Source organism: Paenibacillus rhizophilus (genome assembly GCF_003854965.1).
In the GTDB taxonomy this organism is placed as follows: Bacteria; Bacillota; Bacilli; order Paenibacillales; family Paenibacillaceae; genus Paenibacillus_AQ; species Paenibacillus_AQ rhizophilus.
Genome location: NZ_RQPI01000005.1, coordinates 258,417 through 275,219, shown reverse-complemented (window position 1 = coordinate 275,219; position 16,803 = coordinate 258,417). Strand labels below are relative to the sequence as shown.

The window sequence follows — 16,803 nt, the reverse complement described above, 5'->3', positions numbered from 1 at the left end:
AACATAAAATCAAGAGCAGTCATCGGAATACGCTGATTTATTCTTGCTGTTTTGACCAACTACTAATTATACTATACCCAGCTATAATATTGAAAGAGGTGCCCCTTTGAAAATATCGACAAAAGGCCGATACGGATTAACAATCATGATGGAGCTCGCCGTCAGGTTTGGCGAAGGCCCAACATCTTTAAAAAGCATTGCTGAAAAAAACGGATTGTCCGAGCATTACCTGGAGCAGCTGATTGCCCCCCTGCGCAACGCGGGCCTCGTTAAGAGTATTCGCGGCGCTTACGGCGGCTATATTTTGTCCCGTGAAGCATCAAATATTACGGCCGGGGATATTATCCGCGTGCTGGAAGGTCCGATCTCTCCCGTCGACTTTACGGAAGAAGATGATCCGGCCAAGCGCGACCTGTGGCTGCGTATCCGCGACAGCATCGCCGAAGTGCTGGACTCCACCACCCTCGCCGATTTGATCACTTTCAAGGAAGAGAGCCATATCGACAACTATATGTTCTATATTTAACTTCAGTTTTATCTAAGGTAGTAAAAACGTTGGTGTATCAATGTTTTAGCCCCCATTTGGGGGCTTTTTTACAAGAAGAAAATAACCCGAAGATTCGGACGTGTGACCGAATTAGAGAGTAAGATGAATCGTCCAACCTCGCGTAATTAACTCAGAACGTTAATTTGGATCATATTAGGCGTGTTTTTATTATTAGTATCCATTGGAGTTAGTGAACTCTCCCCCACTTAGCTTACGCATGAAGTGGGGGCTTCTGTTGGCATCGATACAGGGTTGCACACGCTTGCGAGCTTCATGATTGAAGGCTCAGCGCCTGTTGCACCCGAATGAGGGAAGCCAACGTCCAATACGTTCGTTTTGCCAATGAAGGGTCTTTTGCCTCCAAGGACAACCACATCTTCATTTCAGATGTGGCTTTGTGTATACTGCGCAACACGTACCGTGCGCCGATGTTATACGAGGCATTAAGGTCCGCGTGATACGTTTTGCCTGTTGTGAATACAGCAACATCACGCTTCGTGTTTCGTTTTACAAATCCACTGCCATCAAAAGCAAGCGCACTTGTATTTGCAGGGTTGATGATGGAAACCCGCATCCCTAGAAAATGCGCCATTTCGCTCACTTTCGTTTGGATGCGCCGTTTCGCCCAAAACTGGAGTTTGGCACGAAGCCGCTTGGCTCCCCACGTTCCTTTAAGCAAACGCATCTTGCCTAAAAACTCCATGACAATGACCTCTGCGCTGTGCTTTTGGGCAAAGGCGATGATTCGATGCGCGGTATCGTGAACGATATGCGTCTGTAAGCCGTTCATCCGCCGCCAGAAATTCGGTTTTGCGCCTAGACCGGATTGACGCTGGGCTTGTTTCAGTTTGCCTGTGATTTGGCGCATCCGGTCTTTTTCTTTGGCTTGGTTGATAAATGCCCTCGCCAAGACAGTGCCGTTAGCGTCCATCACGGAACAGACTGCGGAATTGGTTAACCCCAAATCAACGGCACACACCCGCTGCTTGGAAATTTCCGCCTGAGTCAACTTCACATCCCCGTCATAGGCGATATGAAGGGCATAGCGTTTTCCTTTTTGGACCAATGTGGGATTGCATTCTTTCATGCTCCACACGTTACGTTTGAATAGGTCTTGCTCCTTAAAGGTAATGGGGAGCCAGACCCAATCGCCTTGATGAAATACCTTGATGTTGGCTGTCGTATCGGAGGTTCGTTTGAACATATTGCCTTTGTACAAGCAAGGGAACGCCTGATGCTGAGCTTGGAGTGTCGGCGGTTTCTTCGAAAAGCGTTTCCCTTCTTGCCCAGCGTGTTGCCGCTCGGCTTGCCAAAGCTGAAAACGGGAATGATGACTTTTCACAATGCCAAACGCTTCCGCAATAGCACTTCTGCGGAAGTACGAAGGAAACTTATAGAAGCGTTGATCGAATTCGGTGTAGAACGGATTCGGATTGTGCCTGGTACGGTGAGTCAGCCGTTCTACCGCCGTCACAACCGCTTGGGTGGATAACGATTCCAAGGCCATAAACTGCTCTTGAATGACCGTAATCAAGAACGACAGCGCCTCTTGATACACATGAAGAGTCGCATCTAGCATGCGGCGGTGAGACGTAATCGTATGTTTGAGTGTTTTGACCACCTTCATGAGATACGCCTCCATCGCAAGTTTGATGGATCTAGCATAACACAAGAACGTATGTTTGGTGAAGCGAACGTGTCTAACCCCCACCTTCGCTGGTGGCTTAGAGGGGGACTGCGACACTAAATCTGTTCAATTCGTTTCTGCGAAGTAAAAAAACAATCTCTTCAGGCCTGGCCTGGCGGGTTATAATTATGCCTCCCAATTTTTGTCCTTATTACATCATTTTTTTAGTATGGCGGAACTCTTGATATACATCTGGATAAAGCCATTGTTAAAAGTTCTTCATCGAATACACGGGATTGTCTATTATGCTCAATTAGCCAATTAGCAAAACCTACTGCTGCTTGATAGTCCCCAAAATCTTCAGCATTAACCCGGAACTCAGCTAATTTAACCAATATTGCGTATTCCTCATCCGATAATTGGATGCCTAGCCCAGAAAGTTGTCTCTGACGGATTCTCCGTGCCGAATCATCTTGTATTGCTCGGTGCGTATTGGATACTTGTCCCCCATGAAGTCGATAATACATTAAATTATGAGGGATATTTGCTAATTGCGCGCATGTGGAAAGCCTATTCCACAGTTCGTAATCTTCGGCGTGGGGGTAATTATAATCATAACGAATGTGAAGACGATCTATTGAACTTCGGCGCATCATGACGGAAGGATGCAATATGCAGCAGTAAAATAATAGCCAGACCTTTATTTCTTCGTGATTCATAGGATTTAACCTGACCGGTCCAAGATAGTTAGTTGTGTATCCTGTTCCACAAATATCTATGCTTGGATTCTGATCCATAAAATAAGCCTGCACTTCCAAGCGGTTTAGTGCAGCTATATCATCGCTGTCCATACGTGCGATGTACTGACCTTGAGCCAGATCGAGACCTTGATTCAGAGAAGTTACAATACCCATATTCTCGGAATGGAATATTTTCCTAACCCTAGTGTCTCTTATTTCATGTATGATTCCTGCTGATCCATCAGTTGATCCGTCATCGATGATGATCAATTCCAGGTCGTTTAGCGTTTGCAATAAGATTGTGTTAACTGCTTCCTGTAAATACATAGCGTTATTGTAGACCGGCATTATTACAGATATTCTTGGCACCCGGCATTCCTCCTAAGTCCTTGTCTCTCATTAACAGGTTATGATGAGACACACTAATGCGCGATAGAAGAACAGAAAAAAGGCATATGGTCGGAGTGTTCAAGAGACAGATTAAAGCAATTTCGTTGATAGGTGCGATGCAGAGCAAATATTATCGCTTAACCAACCTGGCGATGCTGTCTCGAATTTCCAACTGGTGCGATATGGACCAGTGGACAGCTGCCAATTCCTCTCCCTTTATTAGCTTAATGAGATTACGGGCGGCGACCATGCCGAGTTCGGATGCTGAATACCGGACCGTTGACAATTTTGGCCGGATTATTGCAGCCATATCAATGTCGTCAAATCCGAAGAAGGAGACCTGTTCGGGTACTTTTACCCCATTCTCGGTCAGAAAGTTCATAGCGCCAATGGCCATTCGATCCGTTGCACAGAACACCGCGCTAGGCAATGGGCCTGAAAGATAGAGCTTTCTCATTGAGGTTGTGCCGTCTTCTACCGAAAGACCGCTTTCCAATACGAGTTCGGGACGCAGAGGCAGTTGAGCGGCCTTCAATGCCTGTTCATAGCCCAGAAAGCGCTGATTGCCTGCTGAAATATCCCCGGCTGCTCCCCGCAGCATCGCGATATCCCGATGCCCCTGCTGAATCAGATAAGTTACCGCTTCAAAAGCGGCCGATGTATTGTCGACATGTACGGAAGGAATGGATTGTTCGCGAGAATCCCGGCCTACAAGGATGCAGGGAATCCCCGCCGCTTCAATGAGCTCGAACAGCGAATCCCGGATACCGCTTGCCGATATAATAATTCCGCTGGCCTGCATTTCACGGAACAGGTTGTAATAGTGCATTTCAGAGTCCGGGTTCCCCCCCGACAGCGCAATCATGACGTCGAAGCCGTATAGATGCGCCACTTGATTGATGCCTTCGACCATGTCGTCCAGAACGTTGTTTTTAATCTCGGGCAGAAGCACTCCGATCAGGGAAGTGTTATTCTTGACCAGCGTTCGGGCTATGGCATTCGGACGGAATTGAGTGGCTTCAAGGACGTCCAGAACACGTTTGCGGATTTCACTGTTCACCGTTTGGCTATTATTGATTACTCTGGAAACCGTTGAAATGGAGACATTGGCCATTCGAGCCACATCTTTTATAGTAATTTTCATTAGGCACACCGACTTTCAAGCTAATATTGGAAAAGGTTTTCTGGAAGAAAGGTTTACTGCAAGTTAGTTTATTATATCAGTTTTTGTTGATTTATTTATCAAGCTAACAAAATCCCGGAGAAAAGAAAGCGCTTGACCTTGTTAGATAGGGAGGAGTATAATCAGTTACAGAAAACGTTTTCTCGTATATCGCAGATAAAAAACCTGAATCAGCCCATTTTTATATATATTAGTGGCTGATTTAAGATTTTTAGGTTTATTTTTTGATATATTAGAAAACGTTTTCTCGATGGAAATGGATTTTAGAGAATAAAAATGGAAAAGGAGCATGAGCATGAGCGATATTGTTGTAAAAGGAAACGAGCCTTTATTGAAAGCGGATTCAAGCATTACGCTGAAAGAGAAAATCGGCTATGGTTTCGGCGATTTTGCCAGCCAGCTGCTGTTTGCCGCCGCAATGACTTTTCTGTCCTACTTTTACACGGATGTAATTGGGATCAGCGCCGGGATCATTGGCACTTTAATGCTGATTGCTCGAGTGCTGGATGCATTTGTTGATGTCGGAATAGGCGCATTGGTCGATAAAACGAAGACCAGACACGGGAAGGCCCGTCCTTGGCTGCTGTGGATGTCCGGTCCATTTGCGATGTCTGGGGTTCTTTTGTTCACTGTTCCCGGAGGAAATATGACGGTCACTATTGTATACGTTTACGTTACCTACCTGCTGATGAACTTTATCTACTCCGGCATTAATGTCCCCTACGGCGTGCTCAATTCCATGATGACGCAGGATGCTTACCAGCGTTCCCTGCTAAATATTTTTCGTATGACTTTGGCGACTATAGGAGCCTTGTTAATCAATTATTTTACCCTCCCGTTGGTGAAATCATTTGGCGGCGGTCAAAAAGGCTGGATTTTTGCCTTTATTCTGTTCGGTTTGCTCGGAACCTTCTTTTTTCTCGTTACTTTTTTCAGTACCAAAGAAACGGTTACTCCATCTGTTGTGCAGAAGCCTATCCCGTTTAGACGCGCTTTTGGAGCGTTGATGCGGAATAAATACTGGAAATTGATCCTTGGATTTGCTGTAGTCTACTTCATAAATAACGCAATGGGCTCAGGCATGAATATTTACTATGCGCGATATGTGCTAAAAGATGCCGACCTGGTTGGACTGTTGGGCTTGTCTTTGCTCGCTCCTTCCCTTCTTGGTTATGCGTTATTGTCCCCGGTCGTCAAGCGAATCGGCAAACGCAATTCATCCATTATCGGAAGTCTCCTCCTGATTTTGGGGTCGCTTGTCATTGCCTACGGTCCCGAAAGTCTCACGATTGTCTGCCTGGGATTGGTTATTAAAGCGCTCGGGCATGCCGCTATACTCGGTACCTTCTTTGCCATGTTGGCGGATACCATCGAGTATGGCGAATGGAAGACGGGTATGCGTACCGAAGGACTGGTATACAGCGCGGGAAGCTTCGGCACAAAGGCGGGAGGCGGTTTCGGAGCGGCGCTAATCGGCTGGGGGCTGGCAATGGGAGGATATGTCGGCGGGCAAGCTACAATCAGTGCATCCGCGCTTTCCTCCATTCATTTCATGTTTATATATGCTCCAATCATTTTGGCTGTCCTGCAAATTGTTCTATTGGCATTTTACAACCTCGATAAATTATTTCCGGGTATTGTAAAAGAACTTCAATTCGTGAAAACCGCTAAATAAAGTCATCTATAAATCGGAGGTCAGCAAATGGAAAAGAAATGGTGGAAAGAAGCTGTATTTTATCAAATTTATCCACGCAGTTTTCAGGACAGCAACGGGGACGGGGTTGGCGATCTAAAGGGTATTACTTCACGGCTGGACTATTTGCAGGAGCTGGGAATTGATGTGATCTGGTTGTCTCCGGTCTATCAGTCTCCCAATGACGACAACGGATATGATATCTCCGATTACGGCAATATTATGAAGGAATTCGGTACGATGGCAGATTTCGATGAGATGCTGGATGCGGCGCATGAACGCGGAATCAAAATCATGATGGACCTTGTCGTCAATCATTCATCGGACGAGCACGCTTGGTTCATGGAATCCCGATCCTCCAAGGACAGCCCCTACCGGGATTACTACATCTGGAGGTCTTCCAGAGAAGGGAAGGAGCCGAATAACTGGGCCTCATTCTTTGGCGGCTCGGCCTGGGAGATTGATCCGGCAACCGGGGAATATTACCTGCACCTGTTCAGCAGGAAGCAGCCGGACTTAAACTGGGAGAACCCTGCTCTGCGGAATGAAATCTACGAGATGATGACCTGGTGGCTTGACAAGGGCGTCGACGGGTTCCGCATGGACGTCATCAATTTCATCTCCAAGGTTCCGCTTCTGCCGGATGGAGAAATTCTGAAGGGCTTGGTCTATGGAAACGGTGCGCCCTATTTCGTGAACGGTCCGCGAATTCATGAATTTTTGCAGGAAATGAATTCTCGTGTGCTGTCCCGGTATGATCTTGTGACTGTAGGCGAGATGCCGGTTGTGGATGTTGAAGAGGCGATGCTCTATACAGGCGATGAGCGGAGCGAACTGAATATGGTGTTTCATTTCGATCATGTCAATCTGGGTTATGGCGAATATGGCCGCTGGTCGGTAGAGGATTGGAAGCTGACCGAACTGAAGACGATCTTCAGCAAATGGCAGTATGGGCTGGAGGAGAAGGGCTGGAACAGTCTGTACTGGAGCAACCATGACCAGCCGCGGGCGGTATCAAACTTTGGCAATGACAGCGAAGAATACCGCGTTATCTCAGCCAAAATGCTGGCCGTCTGCCTGCATATGCTGAAGGGAAGCCCCTATATCTATCAAGGGGAAGAACTGGGAATGACCAATGTCCATTTCCCTAGCATTGAAGATTACAGAGACATTGAGACGGTTAACGGATATCGGGATTTCTGCGGAAGCGGCCTGATTGCGCATGACGCCATGCTGAACGCGATACATCACAGAAGCCGGGACAACGCCCGCACTCCGATGCAGTGGAATGGAGAACCGCATGGCGGGTTTACGACCGGAACGCCGTGGATTGAAGTCAATCCGAACTATACGGCGATTAACGCGGAGAACGTGCTGGCTGACCCCAATTCTATATTTTACTTCTATCAACAGTTGATTCAGCTTCGTAAGAATAATGACATTGTGGTTTACGGCAAATATGACTTGATTCTGGAGGAGCACGAGGAGATTTATGCCTATACGAGAGCCTGGAATGATGAGAAGTGGCTGGTCATTTGTAATTTCAGCGACAGTACCCCATTGTTTCAATTGCCTGTATCTCTTGCTTCTTATACTTCTGCGGCATGGGTGATCGGGAATTACCCTGAAAGCGGAAGGAATATCGCTTCTTTCCAATTACGACCTTATGAGGCACTGGTATTCTCGTTAAAGCAGTAACTTTGTTAAGTAGTTATTTTTTTAATAAAAATGAAGACCGGCAGGCTGCCTTATTTGGGCGAAGCTCTTGCCGGTCTTGTCTTTTTGCGGTATGCTCTCTTAGCACGGACACAAGATTGTATTTATTTTGTTAATTAATGGTAACCTATAGGTATGCCGGATGATATACAATTTTATGGACAGACTTACAGATAAGGACAGTGAGTTTTATATATGAAGCCGATCTATTTGGACCATGCCGCCTCAACGCCGGTTCGCCCGGAGGTAGCAGAGGTCATAATGAAGATAATGTCGGAACAGTTTGGCAATGCCTCCAGCGTGCACACGTTCGGGCGCTCCGCCAAAAAGACGGTTAACGGGGCGCGCGATTCCATCGCCGCCTCTTTGGGCTGTTTCTCCGATGAATGGATATTTACCGGCGGGGGCACGGAGAGCGACAACCTGGCGCTGTTCGGCGCGGCTCATTCCCGCAAAGGCGGTCATATTATTACGACGGCCATTGAGCATCACGCGGTGCTGCACGCTTGCCGGGAACTGGAGAAGGAAGGATATTCCTTAACTTATCTTCCCGTCGACCGAACGGGCCGGGTTGCTCCGGAAGACCTCGCAGCCGCGCTTCGGGAAGACACGTTTCTGATCAGCATCATGCTGGCCAACAATGAAGTGGGAACGGTTCAGCCCATTGAAGAAATAGGCCGGGTGGCCCGGGAGCGGGGCATATTATTTCATGTGGACGCCGTGCAGGCGCTGGGTTCGGTTCCGATTTCGCTGTCCGACCTGCCGGTGGACTACATGAGCTTTACCGCTCACAAAATCAACGGACCGCAGGGAATCGGCGGCCTCTATGTCCGGCGCGGCGCGCCGCTTCATCCCCGGCTGCACGGGGGCTTGCAGGAACGGGGGCGCCGGGCGGGGACGGAGAATCTGGCCGGTGCGGCCGGATTTGCCAAGGCGGTTGAACTCGCCGTAGAGGGTCAAGCGGACAAGCATGAGGAATCCTTGCTGCTGCGGGACCGGCTGCTTCATGGACTGGACCGGGGAATTGGACGGGACGCCTATCATATTAATGGGGATATCGAGCATGGACTGCCGAATATTACTAATATCAGCTTTCCCGGTGTTCGCTCGGACGTCATGCTGATGAATCTCGACATGGAGGGGATAGCCGCCTCGAGCGGATCAGCCTGCACCTCCGGTTCCCTCGAAATCTCGCATGTGCTGAAGGCGATGAATCTTCGGGGTGATCATTTAAGCTCTGCGATTCGATTCAGCACCGGTTTGGGTAATACTACGGAAGAAATGGAACATGTTGCCCGGAAAATTGAAACTATTGTCAAACGGCTGCGTAATAAAGACTAGAGTCTTTTGTCGCCGGGGAAGGTATTCCCTTCATTTCAGGAGCTTCGGCGGCGTTATGGCTTGCCTGAATTCTCCTAGACTCCCTTAATGTAAGGAGATCTACGGCCATGAAACTCCAAGATTTTGTCGGTCTTAACGTATTTGGAGTCGAGGAAGGTAAAGAAATCGGCAAAATTGTCGATTGTATTTTGGATTCAAACTGGAACATTACGGGTATTGAACTGGAAAGCAAATCTTTTTTCGGCGGTCATGTGAAAGTTGTGGCATGGGAAGACATTGTCGCCTATGGCGAGGATGCCGTGATGATACAGAGTGAGGAGTCCATTCGGAAGATGGACGTAGGCAGCATACCCCACACCTTCTTGGAGGGCAAGAGCAAACTGAAAGACCTGCAGGTCGTGACGGAGACCGGAACGATCCTTGGAAAAGTGTCCGATGTTTATTTTGACCAAAAGTTGGGAAACACAATAGTAGCACTGGAAATCAGCGACGGTCTGGTGACCGATTTGATGGAAGGCCGTAAATGGCTGCCTTGTTTGCCGGAAATGACTATTGGGGAGAACGCGGTTCTGGTTCCCGCACTTAGTGAAGAACGCTTGGAAAAAAATATTAATATCGTCAACGGATAGGTGGAATGTATGTATGAAGTGTCCAAACTGCGGGTCCAAGGATATCGGTAAGATCGGTTCCCATCAATTTTATTGCTGGGGATGTTTCATCGAACTGACGGTGAACGGCGAGAAAATGTCGGTCTATCAGGTTGAAGAAGACGGCACGCTCAGTTCGCTGGACGATTTGTTCTGCGGAGAAGAAATGGTCCAGGAGTTTCCGCAAATTCACGCCACTTCCTGAGGCAAGCTGATCGCTTGTCTCAAGAGGCGGTTACATAAGATGGATAGGCGTCCAATCTCCTTGCTGCGATTATGCGGCAGGGGTGGTTGGGCGTTTCTTTTTGTTTGCGATAAACGGCGGTTATTTTTCGGCGGACAGACATATACTTACTTTACAAGCCAGTCCAGTTTGGCCGCAGGAGGTAACGCCATGGAGCAATGGCTCGGAAGCAAATGGTTTCGGTCGATGGTCGGGGTGCTGCTCGCTCTGATCATTTTGTATTTTGTCTGGCTGCTTCATCCGATGCTGCAGCATATTTTCACCTTTTTGAAGGCGGTCCTTGCCCCCTTTCTTGCCGCCATGATTATCTCGTATGTACTCAATCCGGTCGTCAGCATGCTGGCCGGAAGGAAGATGCCGCGCGGTGTGGCCGTACTGCTGATCTATGCCGTATTTCTGACCACCCTTGCAGTCATCGCCGTCAACCTTATACCGATGCTCATTAAACAGCTGGAAGAGCTTAACGAGCATTTGCCGGAGATGACCCTTAGGGCGCAGGGGCTTATGCACAGCATGAATACCCGTCTTATCCCGCCGGGTGTGGAGATGGGGATGAACAACTGGTTTTTTCAGCTGGAAAGCCGTCTTGCAAAAGGAATTTCGAATTTTCTCGACCATATCGGCACGACGATCGGCGTCCTGTTCGACGCTTTTATCGTTCCATTTCTGGTGTTCTATATTTTAAAAGATTTCGATGTGTTCGAACGGGCGCTTGTTTCCTGTCTCCCGCGCACCCGCCGCAAATCGATCGTTACGATGCTGAAAGACATCGACGAGGCGCTCGGCAATTACATCCGCGGCCAGTTCCTGGTCTGTCTGATGATCGGCATACTCGCCTATATTGGCTATGCGCTGATCGGAATGCCCTACGCGCTGCTGTTCGCAAGTCTTGTGGCGGTGTTCGATATCGTTCCGTATTTGGGACCTTTTCTCGGAGCGGCTCCCGCCATCGTGATGGCATCGACGATTTCATTTCGCCTGGTGCTGCTTGTCGTCGTTGTGAATACGCTGTGCCAGATGCTGGAGAGCAATGTCATCTCGCCGCAGGTCGTCGGCCGGACACTGCATTTGCACCCGCTGCTTATTATTTTTGCGCTGCTTGTGGGCGGAGAAATCGCCGGCATTGTCGGCCTGATTCTGGCGGTGCCGGTGTTCGCGGCTGGCAAGGTCGTCATACAGCATCTGATCACCTATTATATGAAGCGGAAACCGGTATGAGGGGAATGCGCATTGACTGGAGCGGCAGGTTTTGTATATAATATTAGGGAATATAAATTTCAAAAGATTCAGTGATGAGGAGCATTAATTTCAGTTGTGTCATGCAGAGAGCCGGTGTACTTGGTGCAAGCCGGTTGACGACAGCGAAATGAACTCGCCTCTGAGAAACGGCGTAAACCGCGGGGCAACTTCCGAAACGGAAAGAGGAGCTTTTCTGACCGGAGAAGATTCCCAAGCGTTAACCGCCGTCGGCCCGCCCACGTTATAGGGCGTTAGAGTGAGCAAGCGACAACGTAAATGTCCGCCTGCTAACTAGGGTGGTACCACGGGAATTCAGCCTCTCGTCCCTAGCGTGTATACGCTAGGGATGGGGGGCTTTTTTAATTGGAGGTTCGCAGCAATTCAAGGAGGAATAGGAAATGAGTGACAGCAAGGGAAATACAGCCGCCCAGGGCTACCGGGCGCAGGTACTGGAACCGAAATGGCAGCAATATTGGGAAGAACATCACATCTTCAAGACCGGAGAGGAACCGGGCAAACCTAAATTTTACGCACTCGACATGTTTCCGTACCCTTCGGGAGCCGGTCTGCATGTAGGGCATCCGGAAGGATATACGGCGACGGATATCGTCTCCCGCTACAAGCGGATGCGCGGCTACAATGTGCTTCACCCGATGGGCTGGGATGCCTTTGGTCTGCCTGCCGAGCAGCATGCGCTGGATACGGGGCAGCATCCGCGTGACATCACGATCAAGAACGTCAATAACTTCCGCCGCCAGATCAAATCGCTAGGCTTCTCCTATGATTGGGACCGCGAGATCAGCACGACGGACCCCAAATACTATAAATGGACCCAGTGGATATTCATTCAACTGTACAAGCGCGGCCTGGCATACGTAGCGGAAGTGCCGGTGAACTGGTGTGAGGCACTTGGCACCGTACTGTCCAACGAAGAAGTCATCGACGGCAAAAGCGAGCGCGGCGGGCATCCCGTCATCCGCAGACCGATGCGCCAGTGGATTCTGAAGATCACCGAATACGCCGAGCGTTTGCTGGAGGATCTGGAAGAGCTGGACTGGTCCGAGAGCATCAAGGACATGCAGCGCAACTGGATCGGCAAATCGAAAGGCGCCGAAGTCACCTTCGGCATCGACGGGCATGATGCGGATCTGACCGTGTTCACAACCCGTCCCGACACCCTGTTCGGGGCAAGCTACTGCGTGCTCGCGCCCGAGCACGAGCTGGTAGCGTCGATAACGACCGACGCCCAGCGTTTGGCCGTGGAGGAATACAAGACACTGGCTGCGCGCAAGAGCGATTTGGAACGGACCGATCTCGCGAAGGAGAAGACCGGCGTGTTTACGGGCGCATATGCGGTCAACCCGGTCAACGGCGCCAAGCTGCCGATCTGGATTGCGGACTATGTCCTGGCCGGATACGGAACGGGTGCAATCATGGCGGTTCCCGGACACGACACGCGCGACTGGGAGTTCGCCAAGCAGTTTGGGCTTGACATCATTGAGGTTGTCCAAGGGGGCAATCTGGAAGAGGAAGCCTACAGCGGCGACGGTCCGCATGTCAATTCCGATTTCCTGAACGGACTTGACAACGCGGCGGCCATCCCTGCCATGATCGCCTGGCTTGAGGAAAAAGGCTTCGGTAAGGGTAAGGTTACCTACCGCCTGCGCGACTGGCTGTTCAGCCGCCAGCGCTATTGGGGCGAGCCGATCCCGGTTCTGCATCTGGAAGACGGCACGATGAAGACGGTCCCGGAAGACCAGCTGCCGCTGGTTCTGCCGGATGTCGACGCAATCAAGCCTTCGGGCACAGGCGAATCGCCGCTGGCCAACGTGACGGATTGGGTTGAGACGGTCGACCCGGAGACCGGCATGAAAGCCCGCCGGGAGACGAACACGATGCCGCAGTGGGCTGGCAGCTGCTGGTACTATCTGCGCTACATCGATCCGCATAACGACAAGGAGCTGTGCTCACCCGAGAAGCAGAAGGAATGGCTGCCGGTCGACCTGTACATCGGCGGCGCCGAGCATGCGGTGCTTCACCTGCTGTATGCCCGCTTCTGGCATAAGGTGCTGTACGATATCGGCGTTGTTAATACGAAGGAGCCGTTCCACAAGCTGGTCAACCAGGGCATGATTCTCGGCACGAACAACGAGAAAATGAGCAAATCGCGCGGCAATGTCATCAACCCCGACGAGATTGTGGGCGAATTCGGCGCGGATACGCTGCGCGTGTATGAAATGTTCATGGGTCCGCTGGAGGCAACCAAGCCTTGGAACGCAAACGGCGTGGAAGGCATTCACCGCTTCCTTTCCCGTGTATGGCGTCTGTTCGCAAATGAAGAGGGCGGTCTGAGCGCCAAAATCACCGAGAACGGCGGCACCGAAGAATTCAAGCGCACCTGGCACAAGACGATCAAGAAAGTGACCGATGATTTCGAAAATCTGCGCTTCAATACGGCGATCAGCCAACTGATGATCTTTATCAACGACGCCTACAAGCAGGATACGCTTCCGGTCAAGGCGATGGAGAACTTCGCGCAGATGCTGTCGCCTCTCGCTCCCCATCTTGGTGAAGAATTGTGGCAGCTGCTCGGACATGAAGGCACCATCTCCTATGTGGAGTGGCCGAGTTACGACGAGGCGCTGACTGTGGACGCAGAGGTGGAAATCGTGGTTCAAGTGAACGGCAAAATCGTTCAACGCAGCCTGATTCCGCAGGACATGGGACAAGAGGAAATGCAGGCGCATGCGCTGGCACTTCCGAATGTGAGCGCGGCAATCGAAGGCAAGACCGTCCGCAAGGTCATTGCGGTTCCGGGCAAGCTGGTCAATATCGTAGCGGGTTAGCGAAGCACGCCAAACCCCGCGGCGGGAGTTTATCCCGCTGCGGGGTTTTTGCGTTTTTTTGCAAATATAAGAATTTATAAGTTTCACGCTTATAAAAGGCCTTATATTTCTACGAGAAACGTACTTGCGTTTGTCAAGGACGCCGTCAGGCGTTTCTTCTTGGGCTTTTTATGCGAAATATCCCGGTTAAGCTATGCGGCCAAGGCCATCATGTCGCAAGGATGTCCCTCATTTCCTATGGGTTATCCCGTCCCGTCCGAACAGCGAATCGAGTTTGGCCACATCCTCGTCGTACTTCCCGTGCGTCGTGGCGATCAGCCGCTCGAACACGCCGTCCAGACTGCACCGCAGGTGGTTCAGCGCTTCGGCGGTAATCCCGCCGGGCACGGCGACCCGGTCCTGCAGCTCCTGCGGCGTAAATTCACCTTCGGTCAGCAGCTTGCCCGTTCCAAGCAGCATTTCGCCCGCTAGCTTTCCCGCAAGCAGCTGGTCGATTCCGGTCGCCTCCGCGGCGGCCTCAATCCAGCGTTCGATAAAGTAGCTTAGGAACGCCGGACCGCAGCTGGAAAAATCGGAAGAGATACGGGTATGATGCTCGAAAATTTCCACCGGAGTGCCGATATGGGACATCAGCTGAAGCAGCTGCGCCCTATCTTCTTCCCCGAGCCGGCTGCCGAGCACGCAGAGCGAGGTTCCGCTGTATACGCTGTGCGTGATGCTGGGAATGATCTTGGCAATTTTTGACGGCAGCGCGCTTTCCAGATGGTAGATCTGAACCGGGCTGGTAATGGAGACGACGATTTGTTCGCTGCGGAGACAATGGCCGATTTCATCGGTCAGCGCTTTAAATTCCATTGGCTTGACGCATAAAAATAAAATATCGCTTCGGACCGCAGTCTCGCCGTTGCTTTCCGCCAGCGTGATCCCGGGGTGAAGCTGCGCGAGCCGAGCCAACTTCTGCGGACTGCGGTTGCTCGCAATCACGTCACCGGCCAGAAGCCCCCCGGAAGAAAGAAAGGCGTCGATCAACAGGCCGCCCATGCTGCCCGTTCCGATAAAACCCACTTTCATCCTGTGGTTCCCTCCTTTCGCGCTTTACTCATTGGCAGTAATGTTCTTCGTTATATGTATGCATTGTAGTCCTGGACTCATGCCTAATATTTAGGTGAAACCTGGAAACCGGTAACAGATTTATCAGAAGACAAGAAGGACGAGGTGAGCGGTTATGAAAAAGACAAAGCTAATCGGCGGAATCGCCGCAGCTATTATCGGAGGCGGTCTGCTCTGGAACGCCGGAAGCGGCCGGGATATAGGGGCAGCGGGTTGGGAAACGCTGAACGCCCGGGTGGCGCAGGCGGTTGGAAGCGGGCCGGGGGTAGAAGCTGAAGGCAGCCCGGACAGGGATGGCGGGAAAGCCGCCGGGAAGGACGCAGCAGCGGAGAACGCCGCGGCGGCAGCAGATCGCACGGAGCAGGGCCGCAGTCAAGGCGCTTGGGAGGCCGCAACCGCACCGGAGGAGAACGCCGCGACAGCGGGCGGCAGAGCGGTGCAGGGCGGCGGGCAGGGCGCCGGTGAGCCGGCTGCCTCAACAGCCGAGGCGGCGGTTGACCAGGCTTCGGCGAAGGGCAAGGTCAATGTCAATACAGCGGGAATCTCCGAACTGACAAGCCTGCCCGGCATCGGCGAAAAGAAAGCGCAGGCGATTCTGGATTACCGCAAGCAGCATGGCGCTTTCCACAGCGCGTCCGATTTGGAGAATGTAAAAGGAATCGGTCCGAAGATGCTGGAGAAGCTGAAACCCTACGTTTTTTATAGCAAATAGCGGTGCCTGACGCCTTATTCGGTAAGCGACGGTTGTTATAGTCCGCGGACGGGGGGATATGCTACAATAGTGAACAACGATCTTGGAGAAAATGGGGAACGACAATGACCACTGCCTACCGCAAAGATTGGGATACCTATTTCATGGACATCGCCTTTATGGTTTCGACCCGTTCGCGCTGTCCGCGCCGCCATGTTGGAGCCGTACTCGTCCAGGGCAAGAAGCTGCTTGGCACGGCTTATAACGGTGCTCCCATGGGGGTGCCGGACTGCTCCGAAGAGGGATGCATGGTCTCCGAGCAGTATGAACTGGAGATTGTGGATGGGACGGAGACAATGGTCAAGAAGCAGCGCTGCATCCGGACGATCCATGCGGAGCAGAATTTGCTGCTCTTTACGGACCGAATTGACCGTGAAGGCAGCACGGTATATGTAACTGACGAGCCATGCTGGACCTGCGCGAATATGCTGGCGAACAGCGGCGTCGTCGAAATCGTGTATTTTCGCAGTTACCCAAAGGACACGGAAAAGGTCCGGCTGATGATGGCCTCGAAGGGCATCCAGTTCCGCCGGCTGGAAGGGTATGAGCCTCCGCGTGAGACGGTGCTGAGCGTATCCGACTAAGGCGGACGCAGTTTATCAATGAAATTCAGAACAAAGTACCGAAACGGGAGGAAGAACCTCTGTCTAACGCATTATGCGTTTGCAGGGGTTCTTTTTTTGCCTTTTTCGGGGCTGATTGTGCTCCGCGATGTAGTTAGATTGGACG

General features: G+C 51.1%; 14 protein-coding genes and 1 other annotated feature. Of the genes, 10 read left to right on the top strand and 4 right to left on the bottom strand.

Going from position 1 to position 16,803, the window contains the following annotated elements; translation table 11 throughout:
• The first annotated feature begins 106 nt into the window (after positions 1-106).
• On the top strand, positions 107-526 hold the full coding sequence (cymR, locus tag EH198_RS12020) for a cysteine metabolism transcriptional regulator CymR (protein WP_124695780.1): 420 nt from the start codon (positions 107-109) through the stop codon (positions 524-526).
• Positions 527-818: 292 nt separating this feature from the next.
• On the opposite strand, the gene EH198_RS12015 is transcribed toward cymR, so the two are convergent.
• From EH198_RS12015 to EH198_RS12005, 3 genes are all read right to left on the bottom strand, one after another.
• Positions 819-2,174: an RNA-guided endonuclease TnpB family protein gene (locus tag EH198_RS12015; protein WP_124695779.1), complete on the bottom strand. Its 1,356-nt coding sequence runs from the start codon at positions 2,172-2,174 to the stop codon at positions 819-821.
• A 224-nt stretch (positions 2,175-2,398) separates the two neighbouring features.
• Positions 2,399-3,283, bottom strand: a complete 885-nt coding sequence (locus EH198_RS12010) for a glycosyltransferase family 2 protein (RefSeq protein WP_124695778.1) — start codon at positions 3,281-3,283, stop codon at positions 2,399-2,401.
• A 151-nt stretch (positions 3,284-3,434) separates the two neighbouring features.
• Entirely contained in the window at positions 3,435-4,448 is a 1,014-nt protein-coding gene (locus tag EH198_RS12005) for a LacI family DNA-binding transcriptional regulator (protein ID WP_124695777.1), read from the bottom strand.
• A 328-nt stretch (positions 4,449-4,776) separates the two neighbouring features.
• Between EH198_RS12005 and EH198_RS12000 the strand changes: the two genes are divergently transcribed.
• The 7 genes from EH198_RS12000 to leuS all read left to right on the top strand — a co-directional run bounded on the left by EH198_RS12000 (position 4,777) and on the right by leuS (position 14,213).
• Positions 4,777-6,162 (top strand): MFS transporter, encoded by a 1,386-nt coding sequence (locus tag EH198_RS12000; RefSeq protein ID WP_124695776.1) that lies wholly within the window; start codon positions 4,777-4,779, stop codon positions 6,160-6,162.
• Positions 6,163-6,189: 27 nt separating this feature from the next.
• Positions 6,190-7,878 (top strand): glycoside hydrolase family 13 protein, encoded by a 1,689-nt coding sequence (locus EH198_RS11995; RefSeq protein WP_124695775.1) that lies wholly within the window; start codon positions 6,190-6,192, stop codon positions 7,876-7,878.
• Positions 7,879-8,091: 213 nt separating this feature from the next.
• Positions 8,092-9,237 carry a cysteine desulfurase family protein gene (locus EH198_RS11990; RefSeq protein ID WP_124695774.1) on the top strand — a complete coding sequence of 382 codons (1,146 nt, stop codon included), beginning with the start codon at positions 8,092-8,094 and terminating at the stop codon, positions 9,235-9,237.
• A 107-nt stretch (positions 9,238-9,344) separates the two neighbouring features.
• On the top strand, positions 9,345-9,866 hold the full coding sequence (locus tag EH198_RS11985) for a PRC-barrel domain-containing protein (protein WP_124695773.1): 522 nt from the start codon (positions 9,345-9,347) through the stop codon (positions 9,864-9,866).
• Between the two features lie 13 nt (positions 9,867-9,879).
• On the top strand, positions 9,880-10,089 hold the full coding sequence (locus EH198_RS11980; RefSeq protein ID WP_124695772.1) for a hypothetical protein: 210 nt from the start codon (positions 9,880-9,882) through the stop codon (positions 10,087-10,089).
• Positions 10,090-10,278: 189 nt separating this feature from the next.
• Complete coding sequence (locus EH198_RS11975) at positions 10,279-11,346, top strand: AI-2E family transporter (RefSeq protein WP_124695771.1); 1,068 nt, start codon at positions 10,279-10,281, stop codon at positions 11,344-11,346.
• Positions 11,347-11,408: 62 nt separating this feature from the next.
• Positions 11,409-11,698 (top strand) — a binding site (T-box leader).
• A gap of 67 nt (positions 11,699-11,765) precedes the next feature.
• Positions 11,766-14,213: a leucine--tRNA ligase gene (gene leuS / locus EH198_RS11970; RefSeq protein ID WP_124695770.1), complete on the top strand. Its 2,448-nt coding sequence runs from the start codon at positions 11,766-11,768 to the stop codon at positions 14,211-14,213.
• A 228-nt stretch (positions 14,214-14,441) separates the two neighbouring features.
• Here the strand turns inward: leuS and comER are convergent, their stop codons facing one another.
• Positions 14,442-15,284 carry a late competence protein ComER gene (comER, locus tag EH198_RS11965; protein ID WP_124695769.1) on the bottom strand — a complete coding sequence of 281 codons (843 nt, stop codon included), beginning with the start codon at positions 15,282-15,284 and terminating at the stop codon, positions 14,442-14,444.
• Positions 15,285-15,438: 154 nt separating this feature from the next.
• Here comER and EH198_RS11960 point away from each other — a divergent pair, with 154 nt between their 5' ends.
• Together EH198_RS11960 and EH198_RS11955 are read left to right on the top strand one after the other, a co-directional pair.
• On the top strand, positions 15,439-16,035 hold the full coding sequence (locus EH198_RS11960) for a ComEA family DNA-binding protein (protein WP_124695768.1): 597 nt from the start codon (positions 15,439-15,441) through the stop codon (positions 16,033-16,035).
• Positions 16,036-16,139: 104 nt separating this feature from the next.
• Positions 16,140-16,658 carry a deoxycytidylate deaminase gene (locus EH198_RS11955; RefSeq protein ID WP_124695767.1) on the top strand — a complete coding sequence of 173 codons (519 nt, stop codon included), beginning with the start codon at positions 16,140-16,142 and terminating at the stop codon, positions 16,656-16,658.
• Positions 16,659-16,803: the final 145 nt, after the last annotated feature.